The organism is Collimonas fungivorans (assembly GCF_001584145.1).
In the GTDB taxonomy this organism is placed as follows: Bacteria; Pseudomonadota; Gammaproteobacteria; order Burkholderiales; family Burkholderiaceae_D; genus Collimonas; species Collimonas fungivorans.
Window position 1 is genome coordinate 3,795,201 of record NZ_CP013232.1, and the last position, 25,311, is coordinate 3,820,511.

At 62.1% G+C, this 25,311-nt stretch carries 23 protein-coding genes; 8 read left to right on the forward strand and 15 right to left on the reverse strand.

Annotation, left to right across the window (positions count from 1 at the left end):
• Positions 1–21 precede the first annotated feature (21 nt).
• Both CFter6_RS16270 and CFter6_RS16275 read right to left on the reverse strand, forming a co-directional pair.
• A complete protein-coding gene (locus CFter6_RS16270) occupies positions 22–342 on the reverse strand; it encodes a YbaB/EbfC family nucleoid-associated protein (RefSeq protein ID WP_014006791.1) in 321 nt (106 codons plus the stop codon).
• A gap of 84 nt (positions 343–426) precedes the next feature.
• On the reverse strand, positions 427–2,553 hold the full coding sequence (locus CFter6_RS16275; RefSeq protein WP_061540817.1) for a DNA polymerase III subunit gamma/tau: 2,127 nt from the start codon (positions 2,551–2,553) through the stop codon (positions 427–429).
• Positions 2,554–2,786: 233 nt separating this feature from the next.
• On the opposite strand from CFter6_RS16275, the gene CFter6_RS16280 reads away from it, so the two are divergent.
• Complete coding sequence (locus tag CFter6_RS16280) at positions 2,787–4,433, forward strand: isovaleryl-CoA dehydrogenase (protein WP_061540818.1); 1,647 nt, start codon at positions 2,787–2,789, stop codon at positions 4,431–4,433.
• A gap of 75 nt (positions 4,434–4,508) precedes the next feature.
• On the opposite strand, the gene CFter6_RS16285 is transcribed toward CFter6_RS16280, so the two are convergent.
• The 4 genes from CFter6_RS16285 to CFter6_RS16300 form a co-directional block, all read right to left on the reverse strand.
• Positions 4,509–6,956, reverse strand: coding sequence for a penicillin-binding protein 1A (locus tag CFter6_RS16285; RefSeq protein WP_061540819.1), 2,448 nt, complete (start codon positions 6,954–6,956; stop codon positions 4,509–4,511).
• 62 nt (positions 6,957–7,018) lie between these two features.
• Complete coding sequence (locus CFter6_RS16290) at positions 7,019–7,846, reverse strand: alpha/beta hydrolase (protein WP_236904304.1); 828 nt, start codon at positions 7,844–7,846, stop codon at positions 7,019–7,021.
• A 147-nt stretch (positions 7,847–7,993) separates the two neighbouring features.
• Positions 7,994–10,429, reverse strand: a complete 2,436-nt coding sequence (locus tag CFter6_RS16295; RefSeq protein WP_061540821.1) for a DNA internalization-related competence protein ComEC/Rec2 — start codon at positions 10,427–10,429, stop codon at positions 7,994–7,996.
• Between the two features lie 16 nt (positions 10,430–10,445).
• The gene (locus CFter6_RS16300) at positions 10,446–11,255 is read right to left on the reverse strand and encodes a TatD family hydrolase (protein WP_061540822.1); all 810 of its coding nucleotides are present in this window, start codon (positions 11,253–11,255) and stop codon (positions 10,446–10,448) included.
• Between the two features lie 160 nt (positions 11,256–11,415).
• Here CFter6_RS16300 and CFter6_RS16305 point away from each other — a divergent pair, with 160 nt between their 5' ends.
• The 5 genes from CFter6_RS16305 to CFter6_RS16325 all read left to right on the forward strand — a co-directional run bounded on the left by CFter6_RS16305 (position 11,416) and on the right by CFter6_RS16325 (position 17,089).
• Positions 11,416–12,405, forward strand: coding sequence for a flavin reductase (locus CFter6_RS16305; protein ID WP_061540823.1), 990 nt, complete (start codon positions 11,416–11,418; stop codon positions 12,403–12,405).
• Between the two features lie 62 nt (positions 12,406–12,467).
• Positions 12,468–13,418: a LysR family transcriptional regulator gene (locus tag CFter6_RS16310; protein WP_061540824.1), complete on the forward strand. Its 951-nt coding sequence runs from the start codon at positions 12,468–12,470 to the stop codon at positions 13,416–13,418.
• Positions 13,419–13,646: 228 nt separating this feature from the next.
• Positions 13,647–14,933 carry an MFS transporter gene (locus tag CFter6_RS16315; protein ID WP_061540825.1) on the forward strand — a complete coding sequence of 429 codons (1,287 nt, stop codon included), beginning with the start codon at positions 13,647–13,649 and terminating at the stop codon, positions 14,931–14,933.
• Positions 14,934–15,000: 67 nt separating this feature from the next.
• The gene (locus CFter6_RS16320; protein WP_061540826.1) at positions 15,001–15,687 is read left to right on the forward strand and encodes a DUF2848 domain-containing protein; all 687 of its coding nucleotides are present in this window, start codon (positions 15,001–15,003) and stop codon (positions 15,685–15,687) included.
• 43 nt (positions 15,688–15,730) lie between these two features.
• A complete protein-coding gene (locus tag CFter6_RS16325) occupies positions 15,731–17,089 on the forward strand; it encodes an amidase (protein WP_061540827.1) in 1,359 nt (452 codons plus the stop codon).
• Positions 17,090–17,135: 46 nt separating this feature from the next.
• Here the strand turns inward: CFter6_RS16325 and CFter6_RS16330 are convergent, their stop codons facing one another.
• The 4 genes from CFter6_RS16330 to CFter6_RS16345 are packed head-to-tail and all read right to left on the reverse strand — an operon-like array spanning position 17,136 to position 20,233.
• Positions 17,136–18,017: a DUF1223 domain-containing protein gene (locus CFter6_RS16330; protein WP_061540828.1), complete on the reverse strand. Its 882-nt coding sequence runs from the start codon at positions 18,015–18,017 to the stop codon at positions 17,136–17,138.
• A 26-nt stretch (positions 18,018–18,043) separates the two neighbouring features.
• Positions 18,044–18,838: an SDR family oxidoreductase gene (locus CFter6_RS16335; RefSeq protein ID WP_061542417.1), complete on the reverse strand. Its 795-nt coding sequence runs from the start codon at positions 18,836–18,838 to the stop codon at positions 18,044–18,046.
• A 14-nt stretch (positions 18,839–18,852) separates the two neighbouring features.
• Entirely contained in the window at positions 18,853–19,188 is a 336-nt protein-coding gene (locus tag CFter6_RS16340) for a 4a-hydroxytetrahydrobiopterin dehydratase (RefSeq protein ID WP_417924807.1), read from the reverse strand.
• A 46-nt stretch (positions 19,189–19,234) separates the two neighbouring features.
• Complete coding sequence (locus tag CFter6_RS16345) at positions 19,235–20,233, reverse strand: alpha/beta hydrolase family protein (RefSeq protein ID WP_061540830.1); 999 nt, start codon at positions 20,231–20,233, stop codon at positions 19,235–19,237.
• Positions 20,234–20,309: 76 nt separating this feature from the next.
• On the opposite strand from CFter6_RS16345, the gene CFter6_RS16350 reads away from it, so the two are divergent.
• Positions 20,310–20,918 carry an NADPH-dependent FMN reductase gene (locus CFter6_RS16350; protein WP_417924772.1) on the forward strand — a complete coding sequence of 203 codons (609 nt, stop codon included), beginning with the start codon at positions 20,310–20,312 and terminating at the stop codon, positions 20,916–20,918.
• Here CFter6_RS16350 and CFter6_RS16355 read toward each other — a convergent pair whose 3' ends face one another.
• Positions 20,919–21,275 (reverse strand): DUF1304 domain-containing protein, encoded by a 357-nt coding sequence (locus tag CFter6_RS16355; protein ID WP_061540831.1) that lies wholly within the window; start codon positions 21,273–21,275, stop codon positions 20,919–20,921.
• Between the two features lie 82 nt (positions 21,276–21,357).
• Positions 21,358–22,008: a glutathione S-transferase family protein gene (locus CFter6_RS16360; RefSeq protein WP_061540832.1), complete on the reverse strand. Its 651-nt coding sequence runs from the start codon at positions 22,006–22,008 to the stop codon at positions 21,358–21,360.
• A gap of 370 nt (positions 22,009–22,378) precedes the next feature.
• On the opposite strand from CFter6_RS16360, the gene CFter6_RS16365 reads away from it, so the two are divergent.
• A complete protein-coding gene (locus CFter6_RS16365; RefSeq protein ID WP_061540833.1) occupies positions 22,379–22,780 on the forward strand; it encodes a hypothetical protein in 402 nt (133 codons plus the stop codon).
• 12 nt (positions 22,781–22,792) lie between these two features.
• Here the strand turns inward: CFter6_RS16365 and CFter6_RS16370 are convergent, their stop codons facing one another.
• The 3 genes from CFter6_RS16370 to CFter6_RS16380 all read right to left on the reverse strand — a co-directional run bounded on the left by CFter6_RS16370 (position 22,793) and on the right by CFter6_RS16380 (position 25,293).
• Positions 22,793–23,008, reverse strand: a complete 216-nt coding sequence (locus CFter6_RS16370; protein WP_061540834.1) for a hypothetical protein — start codon at positions 23,006–23,008, stop codon at positions 22,793–22,795.
• Between the two features lie 47 nt (positions 23,009–23,055).
• Positions 23,056–23,280, reverse strand: a complete 225-nt coding sequence (locus tag CFter6_RS16375; protein WP_061540835.1) for a hypothetical protein — start codon at positions 23,278–23,280, stop codon at positions 23,056–23,058.
• Between the two features lie 123 nt (positions 23,281–23,403).
• Positions 23,404–25,293 carry a S53 family peptidase gene (locus CFter6_RS16380; RefSeq protein WP_061540836.1) on the reverse strand — a complete coding sequence of 630 codons (1,890 nt, stop codon included), beginning with the start codon at positions 25,291–25,293 and terminating at the stop codon, positions 23,404–23,406.
• Between the last annotated feature and the right edge of the window lie 18 nt (positions 25,294–25,311).

The window sequence follows — 25,311 nt, forward strand, 5'->3', positions numbered from 1 at the left end:
CTCAATCAATGATACGGTTGATCAGAATGGCAGTTTGAAGCCGGCAGGCATGCCAGCGGTCAGGCCGGACATTTTTTCAGCCGACAGCGCTTCAGCCTTGCGCACTGCATCGTTGAACGCGGCGGCTACCAGGTCTTCCAGCATGTCCTTGTCGTCAGCCAGCAGCGAAGCGTCGATTGCCACCCGCTTGACTGCGTTCTTGCAAGTCATCACGACTTTCACCAGGCCTGCGCCCGACTCGCCTTCGACTTCGATCAAGGCCAGTTGGTCTTGCATCTTCTTCATGTTGTCCTGCATTGCCTGGGCTTGTTTCATCAGCCCTGCCAGTTGGCCCTTCATCATGGTGCTTCTCCTATAAAAACAGATAATCTGACTGGTATTTCAAACGGGCCAAGCCGATGCCGGCCCGCGTTGCTTCCGGCTGCTTCAGCCCAGAGGCTTGATCGATCCCGGCACGATCGATGCGCCGAATTCACGCATCATGCTCTGGATGAAGGGATCGCTCTGCGCGGTCAGTTCCGCCAGGCGCTGGCGCTCTGCCTGCGCCGCCAGCATCTGCGCGTTGGCGGTATGGCGCACCGTACCGAGCTCGGTTTCCACTTTGACCGGACGGCCGAAATGCTCGCTCAGCGCAAGCTCCAACTTATCGACACTGCCAGCCGAGCGCAGTGTATCGAACGGAATCCGCAGATGAAACTGGGTCGCCGGGCCGCTGCTGTCGGACTTGACCAGTTCGCTCTGCTGCGCCAGCTGATGTGCCACGCCGCGCACCGCAAGGGTGGAAGCCAGCAAGGGCCAGTTGCCGTCCCAGTTCAGGTTCGGATCGGGCTGCAGCACCAGCGGCGGCAGCGGCTCCGGCGCAGCTGCCGGCTGCTGCACCACCGGTTCGGCGCGCACAGGCTGGCGGCCATTGCTCACTGCGCCGTTGGCGGCAGCTGGGCGCGACGGAGGGGCTGGCGATGAATACGACTCAGTTTTTTTTTCAGCCGCCGAACTGGAAAATTCGGTGTCCGGCAAATCCATGGGCAGCGGGATCTCTTCTTCCCAAGGCGGCACCGAAGAATTCTGCGGCACTTGCTGCACATAGGCCGGCGCCGCCGGTTTGGCGTCCGCTACGTCCGCTACGGCCGCCGCGGCTGGCTGGCTGACCGGTGCTGCCGGCGCCTGGCTTGACTGCGGCCGTGCCGGTGCGCCGCCCTTGCGGGAAGACGCGGCGCGCGCTGCTTCCAGCGCCGCCCGGGCCGGACTCATGGCGCCGTTGCCGGCGGCTGGCGCAAGAGGTACAACTGGTGCGCTGGTGCTGAGTGTCGGCGGTGCGCTGCTCAGGCGGGCGGCGGTTGGCGCCGCCTGTGCTGGCGGCCTCGTCGATGCAGCAGGCGCGGCTGTGGCTGGCGCAGTGCTTGCCTGCGGCCGCGGACGGCTGACCGGCGGCGGCGCCGCGATGCTGCCGCCGGCTTGCGGCCGGAACGCCAGCATGCGCAGCAGGGTCATCGAAAAACCGGCGTATTCGTCCGGCGCCAGGCCAAGTTCATTGCGGCCGTGTACGGCGATCTGGTAAAACAGCTGTATTTCTTCGGCATCGAACAAGGCCGACAGCCGGATCACTTCTTCGCGTTCCGGCAAATCGTCGGCCAGGGCTGCCGGCACGCTTTGCGCCAGCGCTACCCGATGCAGCAACGTGCCCAGGTCTTGCAGCGCCGCGCTGTACGACAAGCTGCGGCTGGCCATGTCGTCGGCCACCGCCAGCAAGCCGGGGCCGTCTTTCGCCACCAGCGCATCCAGCACGCGGATCAGGTAAGACTGGTCGAGCGCACCGAGCATGCCCTGCACCGCTTCCAGGGTCACCTTGCCGGCGGCATAGGCGATCGCCTGGTCGGTCAGCGACAGCGCATCGCGCATCGAGCCGTGCGCGCCTTGCGCCAGCAAGCGCAGCGCCGGGGTTTCGAATTCGATCTGTTCCTGGCCCAGGATATTGTCCAGGTGACTGATGATATGGCCGGGCGGCATCTGCTTCAAATTGAACTGCAGGCAACGCGACAGCACCGTCACCGGGATTTTTTGCGGGTCGGTGGTGGCCAGGATGAACTTGACATGTTCAGGCGGCTCTTCCAGCGTCTTCAGCATCGAATTGAAAGCGTGGTTGGTGAGCATGTGCACTTCGTCGATCATGTAGACCTTGAAGCGCGCATTGGACGGCGCATACACAGCCTGCTCCAGCAACTGCGCCATTTCGTCGACGCCGCGGTTCGAGGCCGCGTCCATCTCGATATAGTCGACAAAGCGCCCGGCGTCGATCGCCACGCACGCTTCGCACACGCCGCACGGCGTCGCGGTGATGCCGCCGTTGCCGTCGGCGCCGATGCAATTCAGCGATTTCGCCAGGATCCGCGACAAGGTGGTCTTGCCGACGCCGCGCGTGCCGGTAAATAAATAGGCGTGGTGCAGGCGCTGCTGCTCCAAGGCATGCGTCAAGGCCCTTACGACGTGTTCCTGGCCGACCAGCGTATCGAAACTCCTGGGGCGATATTTACGGGCGAGAACTTGGTAGGACATAGGCAGCGGATAGGGGCAGCAAGTTGTGAAAGCAAATTGTGAAATACAGACAGCATTTTACCTGACAGACGAAGCCCGCACAGCTTTTAAACTTGCCGGCATTTCATTGGGGAAGCGCCGACTGAAGCGCCGCTCTAGATAATTGCCTGACAACACCTTCCAGAGAACCCGGGCAAGGGGTAAAGTCAAGGTAAAGCCAAGCAACACAGCCCCATAAAATCAGGAGATCACTCATGCAAGGGCAGACCCACGAAGTCACCAATCAGGTGCCTGAACTGTATGGCAACAACCTGTACCTGGACGACACCATCTTGCAAGCTGGCGTGCAGCGCCTGCACGGACAATGGCGCGCCGAGCAGCTGGCGCGCTACGGCGCCGAGCTCGGCAGCAAGGAAAGCTGGCAGCTGGCTGAACTGGCCAACCGCCACCAGCCCGAACTGAATACTTTCGACCGCCTCGGCAACCGCATCGACGCCGTCGAATTCCACCCGGCCTGGCACGCCCTGCTAGGCATGCTGCGCCGCGAAGGTTTGCATGCCCTGCCCTGGATCAAGCCGCAAAGCGGCAGCCACGTGGCGCGCGCCGCCGGTTATTTCCTGCACGCCCAGCTGGAAGCCGGATCGCTCTGCCCCACCACCATGACTTTCGCCTCGATCCCGGTGCTGCAGCAGGAACCAGCCTTGTTTGCCGCCCTGCAGGCAAAACTGTTGTCATGTGAACATGACAGCCGCGACCTGGCGCTGGAACACAAGAACTCTATCCTGCTCGGCATGGGCATGACGGAAAAACAAGGCGGCTCCGACGTGCGCAGCAATACCACCACGGCCATCCCGCTCGAGGGCGGCGGCGGACGCGGCGCCGGTTACCTGCTGACCGGACATAAATGGTTTTTTTCGGCGCCGATGTGCGACGCCCACATGGTGCTGGCGCGTACCGAGATGGGCTTGAGCTGTTTTTTCGTGCCACGCTGGCGGCCTGACGGCAGCAAGAACCCGGTGCAGATCCAGCGCCTGAAAGACAAGCTCGGCAACCGTTCCAATTCCAGCAGCGAGGTGGAATTCCGGGAAGCCTTCGGCATCATGGTCGGCGACGAAGGCCGCGGCATCCCGACCATCATCGAAATGGCCAACCACACGCGCCTCGATTGCGTCATCGGTTCCGCCGGCCTGATGCGCCAGGCGCTGGTGCAGGCGCTGCATCATGCGCGCCACCGCAGCGCTTTCGGCCGCCATCTGGCAGAACAGCCGCTGATGCAAAACGTCTTGTCCGACCTGGCGCTGGAAAGCGAGGCGGCGACACTGCTGATGCTGCAGCTGGCTAGCGCTTTCGAACATCCGGACGATCCGCTGCAGCGCGCCTGGCGCCGTATCGTCACGCCCGCCGCCAAGTTCTGGGTCTGCAAGCGGGCGCTGGAATTCAGCGGCGAATGCATGGAAATCTGGGGCGGCAACGGCTATGTCGAAACCGGTCCGATGGCGCGTCTTTACCGCGAAGCGCCGGTCAACTCGATCTGGGAAGGTTCGGGCAACGTCATGTGCCTGGACGTGCTGCGCGCCATTGAACGCGAGCCGGCCAGTTTCGGCTTGCTGCTGGCGCAGCTGGCTGAAACGGCGCGCGACCATCTGGGCCTGCGCGGGATGCTGGACGATTTGCAGAAGGATCTGGCGGCGCCAGCCGAACAGCGCGAGATGCTGGGACGCCGCTTCGTGCAGCGCCTGGTGCTGACGGTCCAGGGCGCTTTGATGCTGCAGCACACGCCTTCAGTCATTGCCGACGCTTTCATCGCCAGCCGCAGCGAAGCGATGGGCGGACGGGTCTATGGAACCTTGGCGGCGGCGCATCTGCAGCAGCAGATTTTGCAGCGGACCTGGGCCAGCTAAACGGCAAATCGGCACGTAGGGTGGGCACCTGTACTCACCCTACCGAAAACAATACGCTTCTATCCGCAAGCAGCGTCAATGACCGCTGAACAACTTCAGGATATTCTGCTTCTCGTCTTCCTGCGGATTGGTTTGCGGCACAGGCGCAGGAACAGGCGTCCCGTCCGGACCGATTTCTACTGGCGCTCCGCTCGCGCCGGCACCCAAGCCAAGCGAAGCGATGAAGCCGTTGCCCGGGGTGAAATTGTCGAAGTAAAACTCGTTGTTGATGGTGGCGACGCCGGGCGGCATAGGCATCTGGTATTCCGGCACGCCACGCAAGGCACGGCCCATGTACTCGGTCCAGATCGGCAGCGCCAGCTGGGCGCCGAATTCGCGGCTGCCCAGGCTCTTCGGCTGGTCGTAGCCCATCCAGGCCACCGCCACCAGGCTGTTCTGGTAACCGGCGAACCAGCCGTCGAAAGCATCGTTGGTGGTGCCGGTCTTGCCGGCCAGGTCGGTGCGGCGCAGCACATTGGTGCCGGCGCCGGTGCCGCGCTGCGCCACCGATTGCAGCAAGCTGGTCATGATGTAGCTGTTGCGCGCATCCAGCACCCGCGTCGCGTTCTGGCCGGCGACCTGCGGCTCGACCTTGGACAATACGGCGCCGCGGGAATCGGTCACTTGCGAAATCAGGTAGGGATTGACACGGTAGCCGCCATTCGCCAGCACCGCGTAGGCGCCGACCAGTTGCAGCGGCGTCACCTGCCCCGCACCTAAAGCCAAAGGCAGGTAAGGCGGGGTCTTGTCGAGATCGAAGCCGAAATGGCTGGTGACAAATTCCTGGGCGTACTTGACGCCGATCGCATCCAGCAGGCGGATCGACACCAGGTTCTTCGAACGCTGCAAGCCGGTGCGAAGCGGCATCGGGCCGTCAGGCTGGTCGTCGTCCTTCGGTTCCCATGGTCCCTGGCCAGGCGCGCCGGGGAACGACACCGGGGCGTCGTTGATGATGGAAGCCGGGCCAAAACCCTTTTCCAGCGCGGCCGAATAGATGAACGGCTTGAAAGTCGAACCAGGCTGGCGCCAGGCTTGGGTGACGTGGTTGAATTTATTCTGGTTGAAATCGAAACCGCCGACCAGGGAACGGATGGCGCCGGTCTGCGGCGTCAGCGACACCATGGTGGCTTCGACCTGCGGCAGCTGGGTGATCTGCCAGCCCTTGGCGGCATTGATGACGCGGATCACCGAACCCTTCTGGATCTTAAGGTTCTTGCCGGCTTTTGCACTCAAGGCCGAAGCGGCAAGACGCAATCCCTCGCCGCTGATGGTGACCACGGTATCGTTGCGCAGCATTGCCTGCACCTGCTTGGAATCAGCGCTCAACACCACGGCGGGCAAGATGTCGTCATTGTCGGGCTTGTCTTGCAGGGCGTCTTCGATGGCCTGGTCGCGCTCGTCGCCGCCGGCCGGCAGCTCGATGGTGGCTTCCGGTCCGCGGTAGCCGTGGCGGCGGTCGTAGTCCATCACACCTTTGCGAACCGCGTCATATGCTGCCTGCTGGTCGGCGGCATTGAGGGTGGTAGTCACGCTCAAGCCGCGCGTGTAAGTATCTTCCTTGAATTGCGCGTACAGCATCTGGCGCACCATTTCGATGGCGTACTCGGCATGCACGCTGTAGTTGTTGCCCTTGGTCTTGACCTGGATGTCTTCCGCCATGGCCTGGTCGTACTGTTCCGGGGTGATGAATCCGAGGTCGCGCATGCGTTTCAGGATGTATTCCTGGCGCACCCTGGCGCGCTTCGGATTGACCACCGGGTTGTAGGCGGAAGGCGCTTTCGGCAAACCGGCCAGCATCGCCGCCTGCGCCAGCGTGATGTCCTTCAGATCCTTGCCGAAATAGGTGCGCGCTGCGGCGGCAAAACCAAACGAGCGCTGCCCCAGGTAGATCTGGTTCATGTAGACCTCGAGGATCTGGTCCTTGCTCAACGCCGTCTCGATCTTGTAGGCCAGCAGGATTTCATAGATCTTGCGCGAGTAGGTTTTTTCGCTGGACAGGAAAACGTTGCGCGCCACCTGCATGGTGATGGTGCTGGCGCCTTGCGAAGCACCGCCGTGCATGATGTCGGCCAGGCCGGCGCGCAGGATGCCGATGACATCGATGCCGCCATGCTGGTAGAAACGCGCATCTTCGATCGCCAGCACCGCATTCTTCATGTCAGCCGGGATGTCATCCAGCTTGACCAGGCTGCGCCGCTCCTCGCCGAACTCGCCGATCAGGACGTGGTCGGCGGTGTAGATGCGCAGCGGCACCTTCGGCCTGTAGTCGGTGATTGCGTCCAGCGCCGGCAGCTGCGGCGTCATGACCACCAGCGCATATGTCACCAGCAAACCGGCTATCACCACGCCGGCCAGGACCAGGCCGCCGATGGTGAGCAACAGTGCGTGCGCCACGCTGCCCTTGCCGTTTTTACGGGCCTGGCCAGAACGGGACTTGTTTCCGAACCTGTTTGTATCTTGCTGGGTTTTCTTTGTTGATGACATAGCAATATTCGAGGGAAATAGCCCTGTATCCTACAACATGCCGGGGATCGGACCTCGAATGGCTACGAATTGTTACGAATCGATGGCCCGGGAGCCCGCTGCCCCAGCAGGGATTGGATCATCTGACGCGTGGTGGCCGCCGCCAGTTCCGGCGTTTCCATCGGAAACAGGTGGCCGCCGGGAATTTGCCTGAAATATTTGCCGACCAGGCGCTCGGTGGCATCCAGCCCGGCCTGCCGGCATTCGACCGAATCGACGCCGCCGACAAAACCGATAGGCACCGGGAAACCGCCTTTCAACACATTGCCCATGTCGTGCGGCAGGGTCCGGTAGACGGCGGTTTCGATATCGCGCCGGAAACGCAGGACCACATTGCCCCGCTCTTCTTCCAGTCCGTAGGTGATGTAGTCGCGCAAGACTTCAGGCGCCCAGCTGGCGAATACCTGCTTGCCGGCGAAATGCTGGTAGGCCGCCTCCGCGCTGGGCCACAGGTTGCGCCGCTTCACCGAAAACCGCGCTTGCGAGACCCGCTTGTCCAGCCCCAGCGCCTTGGCGCCGCGCAGCAGGCTGGCGCGCCAGCCGACCACCACCGGCGTGTCCAGCATCACCACGCAGCTGACCAGGTCGGGACGCTGCTGCGCCGCCAGCAAAGCCAGGCCGCCGCCCATCGAGTGGCCGACCAGGATCACCGGCTCGGCATAACGCGCCGCCAGCTCGTCGATCAGCTCCTGCACCAGCGCCGGCCAGCCGTCTGTGACCGGGTATTTCGGATTATGGGCGTGGATGTCGAGCGAACGCACGTCGTAGTCGTGGCCGAGGAAGTCAAGGAACTGGCGGTAAGTCCCCGCCGGAAAACTGTTGCCGTGGATGAAGTGCAAAATCGGATGCATAGCGTGTTTCATGAATAAAACAGAAAACCTGTCTTGATGGGGTCTCATTTAAAACCGAAAGTAGCCATGTTCCAAAGGGAATTTTAGAGCTTGCGCTCAGGACTGGAGAAAAAAAACCGGCATGGAATTCCTGTTTTACCGGGCAGGTCAGCGGCCGTACCAGTAGCGCCGGTGCCGGTTCCTGTATGTATCGACGCTGACGGCATCGCCGAATTTCAGCAAAATTGCACCGCCTGTGTCGTTGCGCAGATTGGTGCTTCCCAATGCCTGGTAACGTTCCAGGATTTGCTGTTTCGGATGGCGGAAACGATTGCGGTAGCCAACCTGGAACAGGACGATTTGCGGATCGACGGCAGCCAGGAACGCGGCTGTCGACGACGTGCCGCTGCCGTGATGCGGCGCCAGCAGCACGGTCGATTTCAGTTGACCGGCATGGCTGGCGAGCAGCTGTTTTTCCTGCGCCGCTTCGATATCGCCCGGCAGTAACACCGTATGCTGGCCGTGGCTGATCTTGAGCGTGCAGCTGACCGTATTCGCCTTGGTTTTGGCAACGGTCGCCGGCGTCGCCGATGCCGGATACTGCCCAATATCCGGATACAGCATTTCGAATTTCACGCTGCCCCACTGCCACGCCTGGCCGCTATGGCAACGCTGGTGCACGGCTGCGGCCCTGGCGATAGCATGGTCCGGCGCCAGCGAGGAATATACCTTGGCCACCTTGATGCTGGCCATGACCGACAGGGCGCCGCCGGAATGATCATTATCGGCATGCGACACAATCAGCGCATCCAGCGCAGCGATGCCGCGCGCCCTCAGGTAAGGCACGATGATGCGGCTGCCGGCATCCGATGCCGGTGAATAATAGGGCCCGCTGTCGTACAGCAAACGGTGCTCGGCGGTCTCCACCAATACCGCCATGCCCTGGCCGACATCGAGCGCCGTGACCCACATTTCTCCTGGTGCGGGACGGCTGCCGTGATCCAGCAGCAGCGGCAGCCAGCCGGCCAGCGCCAGCCAGCGCAACGGCCATCCGCGCGGCGCCAGCAGCCAAAGGGTGGCCAGCAGCGCCAGCGCAAAAGTCCACGCTTGCGGCAGCGGCGCCTGCCATACCGCAAACGGCAACAGGCTCAGCCAGTTCAGGAACAGCGCCAGCTGCTCCACCAGGACATGGGCGCCGCGCCACAGCCAGGTCGATAGCGGCACCGGCAGCAGACCGGCGATCAAGGTCAGCGGCGTCACCGCCAGGCCAATCAGCGGAATCGCCAGCGCATTGGCGAGCGGGCCGATCAGCGAAACGCGGCCGAACAGCAAGGCCGTCAGCGGCAGCAAGCCGATCGTCACCGCATACTGGGTGGAGCCGGCCGCTTTCAAATTTTTCCGCCAGCGCGTCAGCCACGACTGGTTCTCGGCCGGAGCGGCCAGGCTGCGGCCGACGCTGGTGTACAGGATCACGCCGACCGCGCAGAAAGACAGCCAGAATCCCGGCCACAGCAACGCCCAGGGATCGGCCAGCAAGACCGCCGCCAGCGCCGCGCACAACACATGCGAGACACTGGCGATGCGTCCGCTCCACAAGGCCAGCGCCACCACCAGCAGCATGTACAAGGTGCGCTGCGCGGGTATGCCGAAACCGGCCAGCGCGACATAACACAGGGCCGCCAGCGCGCCGCCCAGCGCCGCCGCTTTTTGCGCCGGCAGCAGTAGCGGCAAGGCTGCAGCGGTAAAAAAGGAACGGCGCCACAGCGCCGCCGTGATGGCGGCGAACATGCCGGCAATCATCGTGATGTGCAAGCCGGAAATGGCGACCAGGTGACTGATGCCGGTACGGTTGAACACTTCCCAATCGGATTGCTCTATCGCGCGCTGGTCGCCTACCGCCAGCGCCACCAGCACGCCGGCATAACGATGTTCGGGCAAGGCTTGCAAGATCCGGTCACGCAGGCGGCTGCGCAGCACTTCGACCAGGTTGCCCGGACTGAACACAAACGCCTGCAGCTGCCGGTTCTGCTGGTTGGAACGGACATAGCCGGTAGCGCGCAGGTTGCGTTCCAGCAGCCATGCCTCATAGTCGAACCCGTGGGGATTGGCATTACCGTGCGGACGCTTCAGGCGCACCGTCAACTGCCAGCGCGCACCAGCCCCCACCCGGGGCTGTTCACCGTTTTCCGCCTGGTACCAGCCCAGCGCCAGGCGTCGCGGAACAGGTGGTGGTTCGCCACTCGGCGCTCCTCCATCCTGATCCAGCACTTTTTCCACGGCAAAAGTAAAACGGACGCCGCTCTCCGAATATGAGGGCAAGCTGTCGACCGTACCGATCACGGTGATATCGCGCCCCTCCCATGCCGGCGGCAATTCATTCCTCAAATAATATTGTGCGAACAATCCGGCCCAGGCAAAACCGAACAGGGCGCCGGCCAGCACGCAGGCAGCCGATCTGAAATACGGACCAGGGATTTTGCGAGAAATCGCCAGCAGCACCGGCCCCAAGGCCAATAAGCCGCACAGCAGCCAGACCGCGGGCAATACCGCCAGGGTTTGCAAAAAGCCAACACCAAGGACAAAACCGATAACGGCGCTGCGCATGCCCGCAGCGTGCTGATTAAGCCAGAGCCGCCAGGCGCGGCAAAGCAGCGCGGGCGTTATCGGCTGTCGCCTGCGCCAGTTCAGGCACAGCCATTCCGCGCAGCTCGGCCAGCACGGCGCCGATGCGGGGAACCTGCTGAGGCTGGTTGATCGGCCGACTGAGTTCCGAATGCAGCCAGGCCGGCGACATGTCGGGCGCGTCGGTCTCCAGCACCAGCGCTGCCAGCGGCAGCTGGACCGCCAGCCGGCGGATCTGCAAAGCGCGGGTAAACGTCATGGCACCGCCAAAACCGAGCCGGAAGCCAAGCCCGATGAAGGCTTCGGCCTGCTGGAAACTGCCGTTGAAAGCATGGGCGATGCCACCCTGCACCTTGATCCGGCGCAAATGCTTGAGCAGGATGTCCTGCGAGCGGCGCACATGGAGCAGCACCGGCAGGTCGAATTCGCGCGCCAGCTTCAATTGTTCGACGTAGAAATGCTCCTGCTTTTCGCGATTGGGCCCGCTATCCATGCCCGGAACAAAAAAATCGAGGCCGATTTCGCCTATCGCCACAAAACGCGGATCGCCCATTGCCGCGGCGATCGCCGTGCGCAGCGCCAGCAAATCGGCTTCCTCGGCCTGCGGCACGTAGAGCGGATGTATGCCGAGCGCATAAGTGCAATTCGGCAGTTGTCCGGCCAGCGTCGCGACCGTGGCGAAATTGGCGCGTTCGACCGCCGGGATCACAATCCAGGCTACACCCTGCTGCGCCGCCGCTGCCGCCGCTTGCGCCTGTCCACCGCCGAATTCGGCAGCGTCAAGATGGCAGTGGGTATCTATCCACATCGTATCCACATCGGCAGGTCTTTTCAAAAGAGATTGATAGATTGCCATCCTAGCATGGGCAAACATTGCCTTGCATAAGCATGCGGATAAACAATCCCCTCGTTCCGGCCCAGAGCCTGATAACATGATGCCAAAAAGTATTTGTTAGAAAGCAATGTAGATGTCCAAACCGTCCACCCCGTTCGACCAGCGTGAATTCCGCAATGCGCTGGGAACCTTCACCACCGGCGTCACCATCATTACCGCCTGCCAGGCCGACGGCAAGCTGGTCGGCGTTACCGCCAACAGCTTCAATTCGGTCTCGCTCGATCCGCCGCTGGTGTTGTGGAGCTTGTCCAAATCCTCGAACAGCCTGGCAGCCTTCGAAGCCGCCGAATACTGGGCGGTGCATATCCTGTCGCACGACCAGGACCAGCTGGCCACCCATTTCAGCAAACGCGCGCACGACAAATTCGCCGGCCTCGACCTCGAAACCGGCATGGGCGGCGCGCCGCTGCTGGACGGCTGCACCACCCGCATGCAATGCAAGACCGCCTACCGCTATGATGGCGGCGACCATATCATCATGGTCGGCGAAGTCATGCATTTCGAACACTCCGACATCGCTCCCCTGGTGTACCAGCGCGGCAATTACGCCGTCGCCACCCGCAAGGAACTGGCCGATGAAGCCGAAGCCCTGATCAAGGCCACCGCCGCTTCCGACAGCTTCGATGAAAACTCGATGAGCTACCTGCTCGGCAGCGCTTATTTCCATCTGTACGGGAAACTGCGCGAATTCGGCGCCCTGCAAGGCTTGAACGACGCCGAATTCTTCGTGCTCAACACGCTGGCCGCCCGCAACGGCCGCAGCCTGGCGGAACTGAACCGCCTGTTCGTGTATGCCGGCCATACGCCGCTGATCAATGTGCTGGACGACATGACCGCGCGCGGCTTGCTGCAAGTAGTGGTAGACCAGGGCGAGCGCACCGAGCGCGGGCTGTTTTACCTGACCGCCATGGGCCAGGCCATGGCACAGGAAATCGCCAACGCCGGCAAAAAAACCGAACTGGCTTTGCTAGGCAGCCTGGGCGCGGTCGACACCATCGCCTTGCGCACGCTGCTGCGGCGTTTCATCACGCTTACCGACGACGGCAAGCTGCCGGGCGAATAAGCTGCCGGCACGGCGGCGATGCGCTACACTGGAACCTCACTGATGGATTGCCGACGGCACCGATGAACATTCGCTTCCTCGAAACCTTCGTCTGGCTGGCGAAATTGAAAAACTTCCGGCTGACGGCGGAAAAACTGCACACTACCCAGGCCGCGGTATCCAGCCGCATCGCCACGCTGGAGCAGGATTTCGGCGTGCGCCTGTTCGACCGCGGTGCGCGCGAGGTAGCCCTGACCACCGACGGCAGCAAAGCGCTGGTGTATGCAGAACGCATCGTCAAGCTGATGCGCGAAATGAAGGACGACATGTCGGCGCGCGACAACTATTCCGGCGTGCTGCGCATAGGCGTGATCGAATCGATCGTGCACAGCTGGTTCCCGGACTTGATCGGCCGCATCCACAAGCTGTTTCCGCAGCTGGAAATCGAAATCGCCAGCGACACCACCATCCACCTGCGCGAGCAGTTCAGCAAGGGCGACCTCGACCTGGTGCTGCAGGCGGAACCGGTGATCGCGCCCAACATCCGCAACCTCAAGCTGTGCGAACTGCCGATGCGCTGGGTCGGCAGCAGCAAGCTGGAGATCGGCAACGAAACCCTGAGCCTGTCGGACCTGGCGGCCTTCCCGCTGGTCAGCTTCGCCCGCAATTCCGGGCCGCACACCATCATCGAGCAGCTGTTCTCCAACAGCGAGCGCGGTTCGCTGCACATCAACTGCATCACTTCGGTGGCGACCATGATACGGCTAGTCAGCGACGGTTTCGGCGTCGCCGTGGTGCCGCCGGCGATCATCCAGCGCGAGCTCAACGACGGCAGCCTGCAGCTGCTGCGCGTGGATGCCGATTTCCCGGCCCTGCTGCTGATGGCCTCATTCCGCAACGACCCGGAAAACGCCCTGACCGAGACTATCGCCAGCATTGCCCAGGAAACAGCCTCCGAATTCGCACTGAATTGGGGCCCGGAAATCGCCCGGTTGCCTGCCGGACCGCTGGAACTGCCCTTTCCGCCGGCCTGACCACAGCTGGCACCATTTGCGCGCACAGGCTTTCCAGGCGCCCCACTTTTGCTCATAAGATTTTCCAATCAATCGCGCTGAGAATTTCTTGTTGGACAGCTGCCGGCCGGCTGCGCATACTCGATTCATCCGGCGGCCAGTCCTGGCTGCCGGTGACGGACGCCAGAGAAGCGCCGCGCTATCCTTCGCCAGCCATGGCGGAGCAAATCTATTTCCGGGTGACATCATATGAGCAACAACCTCAACATAGCGCCGGACGCGCTGGAAGCGACCTACAAGAAAATCGCCTGGCGCCTGATCCCCTTCCTGGTCTTCTTGTTCGTCCTGGCCTGGATCGATCGCGTCAACGTCGGTTTCGCCAAGCTGCAAATGTTGCAAGACCTGCAGTTCAGCGAAGCGGTCTACGGTCTCGGCGCCGGCATCTTTTTCATCGGTTATTTCCTGTTCGAAGTGCCAAGCAACCTGCTGCTGGAAAAAATCGGCGCCCGCAAGACCCTGGCCCGCATCACTATCCTGTGGGGGCTGACCTCGATGGCGATGGTGTATGTCAAGACGCCGGCCACTTTCTATGTGATCCGTTTTTTCCTGGGCGTGTTCGAAGCCGGCTTCTTCCCTGGCGTGGTGCTGTACCTGACCTACTGGTTCCCGGCCGCCAAGCGGGCCCGCGTCAACGGCTTGTTCATGACCTCGTTCGCGATCGCCGGCGTGGTGGGCGGGCCGGTCGCCGGTTTCATCATGAGCCGCATGGATGGCGTCGGCCATTACGCCAACTGGCAATGGCTGTTCCTGCTGGAAGGCATCCCGTCGGTGCTGGCCGGCATCGCGGTGCTGCTGTACCTGCCGGAAAAGCCGGCCAACGCAAAATGGTTGAGCCTGCCTGAACAACAGGCCGTAAGCAAGGCGCTAGCGGCGGAAAACCATGACCACAAACACGCCTCCCTGCGCGACGCCTGCCGCAACTACCGGGTCTGGATCTGCGCCGCGGTGTATTTCTGCGTGGTCAGCGGCAATGCCACGATCGCCTTCTGGTCGCCGTCCATCATCAAGGAAATCGGCGTGGCCGGCAACCTGCAGATCGGCCTGATCTCGGCAGTGCCTTTCCTGGCGGGCACCATCGCCATGATCTGGAACGGCATCCACTCTGACCGCAGCGGCGAGCGGCGCCTGCACTGCGCCATGGCGACGCTGGTAGCCAGCATCGGCCTGATACTGACCGGCTTTTTCATCGGCAATGCAGTGCTGGCGCTGTGTGCCCTGACCCTGGCGGCAGTCGGCATCCTGGCAGCATTCCCGGTGTTCTGGTCGATTCCTGCCGCATTCCTGACCGGCACCGCGGCCGCCGGCGGCATTGCGCTGATCAATTCGATCGGCAACCTGGCCGGTTTCGCTGCGCCTTACCTGATCGGCTCGCTGAAAACCACTACCGGCAGCGTCGCCTCCGGTTTGTATTTCGTCGCCGCGCTGGAATTTTGCGCGACGATCCTGGTCTTGCTGTTCATCAAAAAAGTTCGCTAATCCCTAACTCTCCATTCACCGGCGCCGGGGCTTTCCGCCGGCTGCCTTCTTTAAAGCTGGAACCATCATGCACATTTCCTTTCAGGTCGACAGCGAGCAAGGCTCGTCTCAGCTCGACACCGACATCCACACCTTGGTCGTGGCCGGCTGGGCCGGGCGCGACCATGCGGCCATCGAACATCACATCGAAGAGCTGGCGGCGCTCGGCATCTCGCGTCCCAGCGCCGTGCCGCTGTATTATCGCATCGCCAGCAACCAGCTGACCCAGGCCGGACAAGTGCAGGTGGTCGGCCCCGATTCGTCGGGCGAAGTGGAAACCTTTGTGTTTGCCGTCGACGGCGAACTGTATGTCAGCATCGCTTCCGACCATACCGACCGCAAGCTGGAAGCGCACAGCGTAGCGCTGTCGAAACAGGCATGCGTCAAGCCTGTCGCCGCCGGCGCCTGGCGCCTGGCCGAGGTCGCCGATTATTGGGATGAGCTGGTGATCCGCTCCTACATCGAGGAAAACGGCGAGACAGTGCTTTATCAGGAAGGCCCGCTGGCCTCGCTGCGCACGCCACAGGACCTGATCGCCGGCTATACCAACGGCGCCGCCACGCTGCCGGCAGGCAGCGGCATGACCTGCGGCACCGTCGCCGCGATCGGCGGCATCCGTCCGGCACAGTCATTTACAATGGAACTGTTCGACCCGCGCCGGCAACGCACTTTGCGTCATCACTACCAGGTTGAAGTGCTGCCCGAAGTTGCTTGAAGCTTGCTTGAATACCGGATTCCACACCATTTCACGAGGCCGCATGACTACCAAGCCACCTACCCTGCAATCCCTGGCCACAGCCCTAAGCCAGAATGCCGTCAGTTCGGCCGCCCTCACCGAAGCCGCGCTGCAACGCGCGCTGGAGCCATCCGGCGAAGGCAGCCGGGTGTTTACTGAACTGTATGCCGCGCCGGCACGGGCGGCGGCGCAAGCTTCCGACCTGCTGCGCGCCAGCGGCCAGCTGCGTTCGCCGATAGACGGCTTGCCGATTTCAGTCAAAGACCTGTTCGACGTCGCCGGCAGCACCACGCTGGCCGGTTCGGTGGCGCTGCGCGACGCCGCTCCGGCCAGCGTCAGTTCGGTGGCGGTACAGCGTCTGCTGGCAGCCGGCGCGGTCATCGTGGGCCGCACCAACATGACCGAATTCGCCTATTCCGGCCTCGGCATCAATCCGCACTACGGCACCCCCCGCAATCCTTGGGACAGAAGCACCGGCCGCATACCGGGCGGCTCCTCGTCCGGCGCCGCGGTTTCGGTCAGCGATGCCATGGCAGTCGCCGCCATCGGTTCCGATACCGGCGGTTCGGTGCGCATCCCGGCCGCGCTGTGCGGGCTGACCGGCTTCAAACCGACCGCGCGCCGGGTCTCGCTGCAGGGCGTATTGCCGCTGTCGACGCAACTGGATTCGATTGGCCCTATCGCCAACAGCGTCGCCTGTTGCGCCACCCTCGATGCGATACTGGCCGGTGAACCGGTAGTGCCGCTGCAGCCGTATTCGCTGCGCGGCCTGCGCCTGGCGCTGCCGACCACGCTGGTGCTGGACGGCATGGACCAGCACGTCGCAGCGGCGTTTGCCAGCGCACGCCAGCGGCTGCAAGCGGCGGGGGCTCTGATCGAAGAAATCGAGATACCCGAATTTGCAGCGCTGGGAGCAATCAACGCCAAAGGCGGGTTTACCGGCGCCGAAGCCTATGCCTGGCATCGCGCGCTGATCGCCGAGCGCGCCGCCGCTTACGATCCGCGCGTGATTTCGCGCATCTTGCGCGGCAAGGAAATCAGCGCAGCCGACCTGATCGACCTGTTCGCGGCGCGCAAGCAGTGGATCGCGGCGGTCGAACGCAGGATCGCGGGTTACGATGCGCTGCTGTTGCCGACCGTGCCTGTCGTCGCGCCGCTGATTACCGAGCTGGAAGCCAGCGATGAAGCGTATTTCGCCGCCAACGGCCTGATCTTGCGCAATCCGTCGGTGATCAACTTTCTCGACGGCTGCGCGCTCTCCTTGCCTTGTCATGCCGCGGGCACTGCGCCGGTCGGCCTGATGCTGGCCGGCGCCGGCGGCAATGACCGCAAGATCCTGGAAATCGGGCTGGCGGTTGAGGCTGCGCTAGCCGCGGCCTGACGCTGATCGACATGGTAGGGTGGGCACAGGTGCCCACCCTACTTCTTCAGTGATCGACCGCCAGCCTGGCTACCTGCAATACTTCCCCGCTGCGGGCATTCTGGACAAAGGCGACAATGCCGAAACGGTCGGCGCGGACGTCCGTGCCTATGCTGTCGAGCGCGATCTTCTCATTGATCTGCACCATGCCATCCGTCAATGCAAACGGACCAAGCCAGCGCCGCACTACATAGTCGTGGTGCAGGGTCACGCCATCGTTCTCGCCAGCAGCCACCTTGGATACCAGCTGGTTTTCGTAGAGCGCGACGTAGGCGTTATGGCCATCTTTGGAAGGCTGACGCAGCTTGACCTTGGTCGACAAGTCGAAATTGCGCGCCGCCGTGCCGGACAACTTGATGGCGATGTCTGCCGGCGACGGCTGCTCCGTGATTTTGGCGACCGCGGCGTCAAATGCCTTGTTCGCGCTCCACTGCCTCAGCTCGCGGCCGCCGACGAAAATTTCCGGCGTGTAGACCACGCGACTGTTGGTGAACGCCGCCAGTTCCTGCTGCCGCACGGTGAAGCGGTGGTCGCCGAACCTGTCCTTCCAGCCCAGGTCGTCCCAATAATCGACATGCAGGGCCAGCGGCACGATGCGCTCCGGTCCGGCCTGGCCTGGCTTGGCTTGCGCGCCTTGCCTGGACAGCCACTGGTCGGCCGGCGGGCAGCTGTTGCAGCCTTCGCTGGAATACAGTTCGACCAGCGCCACCCGGTTGGCCGGGCTCTGCGCGCTGTAGTCCTGCGCCTGGGCGGCGGATGCAAGTCCGAACCCAAGCATCGTCAATACAAGCTGTTTTGAAACATCGATAAGGATCTGCACCTGACTCTCCTGGCTGTTCATCTGTAGCTTGGTCGCGCTGGGCGTCACTTCCTTACAGATCAGCTTCATTTCAAGCCCGGCCTCTTGCCAGTGCCCTATGGCGCCCGATACAAATTGATCACGTCGCGCTCGACCCGCACCAGGTTTTGCCCGGCATCCACCACAAACTCTGCGCCATTGAAAGACGGCCTGGTCAGCAGCAGGATGGCATCGGCGATTTCCGCGATCGGCGCGATATATCCGAGCGGCGTAGAACGGGCCGAGGAATATTCGAAATCGGCCTGGCTCTGGTCGCCGCTGGTTGTCATCAGGCCGGGATACAAGGCATTGACGCGCAGCACCGGCGCCGCCGACATCGCCAGCATCGCGGTCAGGTTGCCCAGCGCGGCTTTCGCCACGGTGTAGCTGAAATCCTCCGGATGAAAATTGGCGTGCACCTTCTGGTCCACCACATTGATCACCACACCCTGCTGGGCGCGCTGCATGGCTTGCCGGTGAAATGCCTGGGTCAGCAACAGCGGCGCGCGGCAGTTCACCTGCCATGAACGCTCCAGGTCCGGCAGGGCAAAATCGGCCAGCGTATCCGGGAAAAAAACCGCAGCGCAGTTCACCAGCACATCGAGCCGGCCGAACCTGGCGTAGACCGCCTCTATCATTGCCGTCAGCTGCTCCGGCGCTTGCAGGTCGGCCTGCAGGGCGAGCGCACTGCCGCCGCCGGCTTCGATGGCTTGCACCGTATCCAGCGCTTCTTGCCGCGAACTTCCGTAGTGCACTGCCACCGTATAACCGGCTTGCGCAAACCGCTCGGCGATCACGCGCCCGACCCGCTTGGCGGCGCCAGTGATCAGCACCACGGCGGGCGCCGTATCGGCCTGCGGGTTGACCTGCATCTCAGCGTGCTTGTTCAATTTTTGACGGCAGCGGCGGCGTGACGGTCCATGAATTGCGCCAGGCGCACGTCGAGATCGGTAACGCCGTTGGCGTCATGGGTCGTCAGCAGCACGACCACGCGGTTATAGACGTTGGACCACTCGGGGTGATGGTCCATTTTTTCCGCCAGCAAAGCCGCCTGGGTCATGAAGCCGAAAGCCGCGTTGAAGTCGGCAAACAGGAAAGTCTTTTGAATCGCATCGCGGCCATCGGTTGCGGTCCAGCCGTTCAGGCCCTGGATTGCGGCTGCAGCGCCGATGTGGGTGGAGCTTGGCATTGAAGTATCCGTTCGTGAAAACTTCAATTCTATAACCGGAAGCAGCCGAATGCTTAAAAGATGCGCGACCCAGGGCTGTTCAATCGGGTTTCGGCAGTTTTCGGTTAAAAAAGTCGACAATTTCGGCATTTAATTGCGCATGCTCCGCAACCCGGTCCACTCCAGGGGCGTCCACGCACAAGTATGGCGTCCTGGACTTCATGACAGCGCTGCAAGGCGCAATGAATACGTAATGGCCGCCGGCCAGCTCGCCACGTTCGACGCTGGCCGGCAGCAGGCTCAGCAGATGGTCGGTGTTCCATTGATTGCGCAAGACCTGGTCGTCGCTGGCTTTATAGATGCGCAACGGTATCGTCACATCCGCCACGCTTTTTGCATCGAACATGATGCTGAACGGCGCCATGGCTACCGCGGCGCGCACCCGTTTATCGGCCGGCACGCTCCAGCCGGGACGGGTAATCCGGAGTTTCGCATGGCTGCCGTCCGGACACACTTCATGATCGTCGACGTGCGCCGCGCAATAGGCACTGTATAAAGCGGGGTCCGGTTTGGCGCCGGCCATCACCATGGTGGTATAGGCGCCGGCAGAGAAGCCGGCCATGCCGATGCGCCCGGCGTCGATCGCCGCACCGATCCGCTGGTCGGCCAGGACCGCATCCAGCGTTGCTGCTGCCTGCCACGGACGGCCGATGATCTGCACGTCGGTGAACCTGCCCTCAGGCTGGTCATAGCTGTCGCCAAGATGGCGCGGCGCCGCCACTACATAACCGTGTCCGGCCAGGGCTTCTGCCAGGTCGCTGTGGCCGAATTCGCTGCCGCCGCTGCCGTGCGACAGGATGATCAGCGGATGTAGTCCAGAGGTGATGGCGGCGCCGCGAGTGGCGTGGATAGTATAGGGGCCGGCCTGCCATTCGACCTGCGGCTCGGCGGTCGGATACCAGACCGCCACCGGCACGGCATACTCGCCGCTGGTGGTGAGGCTGAGGAAGCCTATATTCGTCTGCTCGCCGCGGGCCGATGCCGGCGCCGTGAACATGCTGCAAATCAGGGTCAATACCGCCGCGGACAGAAAACGCATGTCGTCTCCAGGTTAAACGAAAGATCCGGACCGCATGCTGCAATCCGGCATAGCGGCAATTGTATGGCGTGGCCGCATGACGCAACTGACCAGGATTGCTGATTTGCTTGGCATAATGGCGGTCTGTGAAACTTCCTCGGGCGCCATGAAATTCCTCGCCATCTCAGGCAGCCTGCGTGCTGCCTCCCACAATTCGGCCCTGTTGCGGGCCATGGCGCGCCTGGCGCCGGCCGGCGCCAGCGTGACGCTGTACCGTGGCCTGGGCGACTTGCCCCTGTTTAATCCCGATATCGAAGCCAGCGACCCGGCCCCTGTGGCAGATCTGCGCAGCCGGATCGTGGCCGCCGACGCCCTGCTGATCGCCAGCCCGGAGTATGCGCACGGCATTACCGGCGCCATGAAGAATGCTCTCGACTGGATGGTGGGTTGCGAAGCTTTTGTGCTGAAGCCGGTGGCATTGCTGAATGCCTCGCCGAGGGCGGTGCACGCCCAGGCATCCTTAAGGGAAATCGTGACGATGATGTCGGCGCAGATTGTCGAAGCGGCATCGGTCACCGTCCCCATCCTTGGTTCGCACCTCAGCGAAGACGAGATCGTCCTGCACCCGGAGATTTCGGCAACGCTGCGCGGCGCCCTGCTCTCGTTGCATGCCGCCGTGCTGGCGGCACGCTCGCAGCCACAATAATTACGCCAGTGTCAGCAAGCCGAGAGCGACGATAGCCGGCACTGCCTGTATGTACAAGATCTTGCGGCTGACCGTGAGCGCACCGAAGATGCCGGCGATGACCACGCAGGCCAGGAAAAAGATCTTGATCGCATACCCCGGCGTACCCAGGCACAAACCCCAGGCCAGGCCGGCAGCCAGGAAGCCGTTGTACAAACCCTGGTTGGCGGCCAGCGCCTTGGAGGCGGCGGCGAACTCCGGCGTCAGCCTGAAAGTCTTGAGGCCGAACGGCTTATCCCACAAGAACATTTCAAGCACCAGGAAATACACGTGTAGCAAGGCGACCAGGGCAATCAGCAGGTTGGTGACAGTATTCAAGGCAGGCTCCGTTTTTTAATGTTAGTGCCTGCCGCCCCTGTTTTATTAGCAGAACGGCGGCAGGCGTTGTGAAAGTCTGCTTTCAGGCCTTGGCCGCGACTTGGCTGGCATGCTGCGCCGCCAGTTCGGCGTCGAGGGCCTTGACGCGCTGTGCGGCCGGGCGTGCATTGACCCGGTCGATATAAGCCTGGATCAGCGGCGACATAGGCACCAGCTGGAAAGCCGTGGTCCAGGTCAGTGCGGTGCCCCACAGTACATCGGCGGCGCTGAATTTTTCACCCAGGATATAGGGTCCGCTGGCCAACTGGTCAGTCAAGGTCTTCAGCATCGTATCGAAATCGCCGTAAGGGCAAGTCGACGGCGCCACCGGCGGGTGCTTTTGCGCCCGGTCGACCACCGCCGGCTCGAAACAGGAACCGTAGTACACCATCCAGCGCAGGTACGGGCCGCGCAGCGGATCGTCCAGCGCGGGCGCCAGGCCGGCATCCTGGTACAGGTCGGCCAGGTACAGGAAGACCGCGACCTGTTCTGTAATCAGCGCTTCGCCATGGCGGATCGCGGGCACTTTGCCCATGGGATTGATCGCCAGGTATGCAGGACCGCGCTGCTCGCCCGCCTTCATGTTGAGCGCGTGCAGCTGGTAGTCGGCGCCCAGCTCCTCAAGCAGGATGCGGGCGCCCGTCGAGCGGGTGTTCGGCGAATGGAAAAATGTTACGCGGCGGTTCGGTGTCATGGCATCTCCTGGTTTTATTTTTATGGCGCTTCGGTCAGTAATATATCCCAAGCGTGGCCGACACATAGCGAAACAACTAGATAAAATTTTTACCTTGCATTAGTCGGAATCCTCTATTCGGGCTGCACCGGATCGTGCTTTATTAATCTATTTGCAAGCCCGCCGCGGTGGCCGCAGCCGCTGCCGCTGCCTCTGCAAAAACAGGAATTTTCATAGAGAAACCGCGCGGGGACGCGGCTCCGCGCCGCGCTCGACATACCGGCCTGGCGCTGTAAGTCAACTGTGAAAAGTGTAAGCAAATGCACGGGACACATTCCTGAAATTCGCGCTTCGTAGAATCGATAGCACTGGACAACTTCAGGAGCGCAAATTGAAACACCCTCTGAGCATCGCAGCGATCATCGCCGGCCGCTTTTCATCGTTCGCCAGCTTGCCGTCAAGGACCCAGGGCGGTCCCGACATCATTCTCAAGAACGCGCCGCCGGCACCAAAAACGGAAGCCGAGCCGGCCCCGCGCGCCGGGCTGGTGTGGAGTCCTGGATTCTGGAATTATGTGGGTGGCTGGTATGTATGGGAAGCCGGCCACTGGGAGCTGGAGCGCGACAATCAGCTTTACCTGAAACCGGGCTGGCAGAAAGTGATACACGGCTGGCAGCTGCAGCGCGGCGAATGGCGCGTCACTTCAGTCAGCTTCATCAAGCGGGGAAATCCTGCCAAGGCGGCAGACGATGCTCCGGAACCGCAATACGATCCGCTTGCGGCGTTTCGCTAGCACAAAGAATTATTATCCGACCTGTTTGGCCAGTGCATCGCGGCGCTGGCGGCTGCGTTCCTGGCAACGGAAACAGATCCAGCGCTTGGATTTATTGCGCAACACGAAATCGCCTTCCGTCACCGAGACTTCACCCTGGTGATGCGAGCAGAATCGCTTGCCGGTAACGTTTGCCGTGGCCTGTGTCACCAGCGCCAGCCGGTCTTGTCGTTGCAGATATGCGGTCATTGCTGGTTCTTCCTTGATTGCTTGCCCGGTTCAGGCCCGGGCGATTACTATTTTCCAAATGGATTGATATTTACGGCGTCTTGCGCCTTCGCCGACAATCCCGGCGATGCGGTCGTCGCTGCGGCGGCTGAGGAGCCGCCCTGCGCATGGGCCGCAAGCGCGGCCTGAGTTCCGGTTTGCGCGATCGAATCGTCCACCGAAAAAACGGCATAGATACCGCCGGCGCCCAGCACAAGGGCGGCAACAATCCATCTGAAATTCGATTTGTTCATCTCCGGTTCCTCGCATGCAAACACAATCCGATCACTGCAGGTACCGCCATTTCGTCGCCGCCGCGGACCGGATCGAACCGCGGCGGCGATTTCAAACAAGCTAACTACAAAAACCGCGGACGATTAACGTGCAAAGTCCGTGGTGTTCTTGACGAAGGTATTCAGGTTGCCGATATTCAGGCTACCGAAACCAGTAGTTGCATCCCAGCCTGCTGCTGCCTTGTAGCCGTACGAGCTGCTGGCGCCGTTGGTGCCGGAAGTCACGTCATGCAATAGCGAAGCGTTGGCGGCAACCGGGAAATACTTGTAGAAGCTGGCTGCCGGGAAACCCAGGGCATTGTTGTTGGCCGATTGCAGGCGGGCCCAGACGCCGGCGAAAATCGGCGCCGACAAGCTGGTGCCGCCGACCGTACCGGTCTGGGTGTTGTAGTAGATGGTGGCGCCGCTGGCGCTGGCGGCATCAAACGCGATGTCCGGCAGGCCGCGGGTGGTCTTGCCGGAAGCAATCACACCTGTTTGGTAAGTTGGCGCCGTTTCGTATTTGCTGTAGCCGCCGCCAGTTGCCCACAGGCGCTTGGTGGAATCGTAGTCGCCTGCGTCGTCGTAGGTGCCGATCGCGCTCAGGCCTTCGTTCCACACGGTTTCGCTGCTGTAGGCGCCGGAGTTGGTGTACAGGGTCGTGCCGCCGACAGCGATGACGTAAGGCGAAGTAGCCGGTTCGCTGACATCATAGGTCGACTTGTTTTTCGGTACGCCAGGCGCACCGGAAATCGAGCTGGTCTGGCAGTTGTAAGTACCAGCATCTCCGGTCGAAATGGAGAATGTCTGGCCTTGCGCCACAGCCTGCTTGAACACCTTGTCGTCAGCTGCCTGGGTGCCGTCGCTATGGGTATCCGATTCGCAGCCGCCGAGCGAAACGTTGATGACCTTGGCCACGTTGTCAGTCACTGCACGGTTGTAGGCTGCAGTGATGCCGCTGAAGCTCATGTCAGGCGACGCGTAGAAAATCAGCTGCTTGACGCCGCCGGAAGTGCCTGTGATGGTCTGGCTGTCGAGGTTCCATTCGACTTGGCCGGAAGTGTCGCTATAGTCGGCGCCGGCAGCACCGGTTTTCACCACCAGGGTATTGACGGTGGCAAGGCCCTTGGCTGTAGTGAAGGTTTTCAGGTCGGTAATCGTCGGGCTGAGATCGCCTGCCGAGATGATGCCGACCACGGTGTTCGAAGCAGTCGGCGTGGTGCCGACGTTATAGATCGCAGGGAATTGCACCGGGCTGTGCGCTGTCGCCACCGGCGTTGCATTGACCGTGACTTTAGCCTGTGCGCTCACGCCGGCTTCAGGCGTCTGCACCCAGCGATGGTGGGTCTGGGCGATCGCAACGTTTTGCAAACCCAGCACCGAATCGACGATGCCGCTCAATGCGGCAGGCACTTGTGCTGCATCGGTATTGGCAAACACCTTGCGGCCGTCTTGCTGGAAGCGTTTCAGCGCAGTGCGGAAGCCGGTTTGCACGGTGGCTGCAGTGCCGTCGGCTGTCACCAGCTGGCGGTTCGGCGCGACCTGGATGTTGACAAAACCGGACTTGCTCAGATGGGCAACCACTTTGGCCACATCTTTTTCCGTAGGCGCATATTCCGCGGCGAATTGCGCCGGTGTCAGGAATTTGCCGTAGGAAGCGGTGCCAGGTGTGTGCAGGTCCTGCAGGAACTTGTCGAGCTTGGCTTCATTGCGCAGGTTCAGGCTGAGCGTCACATGGACCGGTTCGCCTTGCGCCAGCTGCACGGCGGTTGCGGCTGGGGTTACCACGCTGGCATCGGCTGCCACGCTCTTTTGATTCGCTTGGACTTGCGGCAAGAACGCTTGGGTCTTGGTGGTGACCCAAGCGCTGTTGTCCGCCACGGCTGCGTGGACAGACAATGATGCAAACACCAGGGACAGCGCCAATGACAACGCCGAAGCCTGGGGAATCGCAAAATTTGCTGCTAGTACTTTCGCTGATATTTCCGATTTCATTTGCTTATTCCTCTTGAA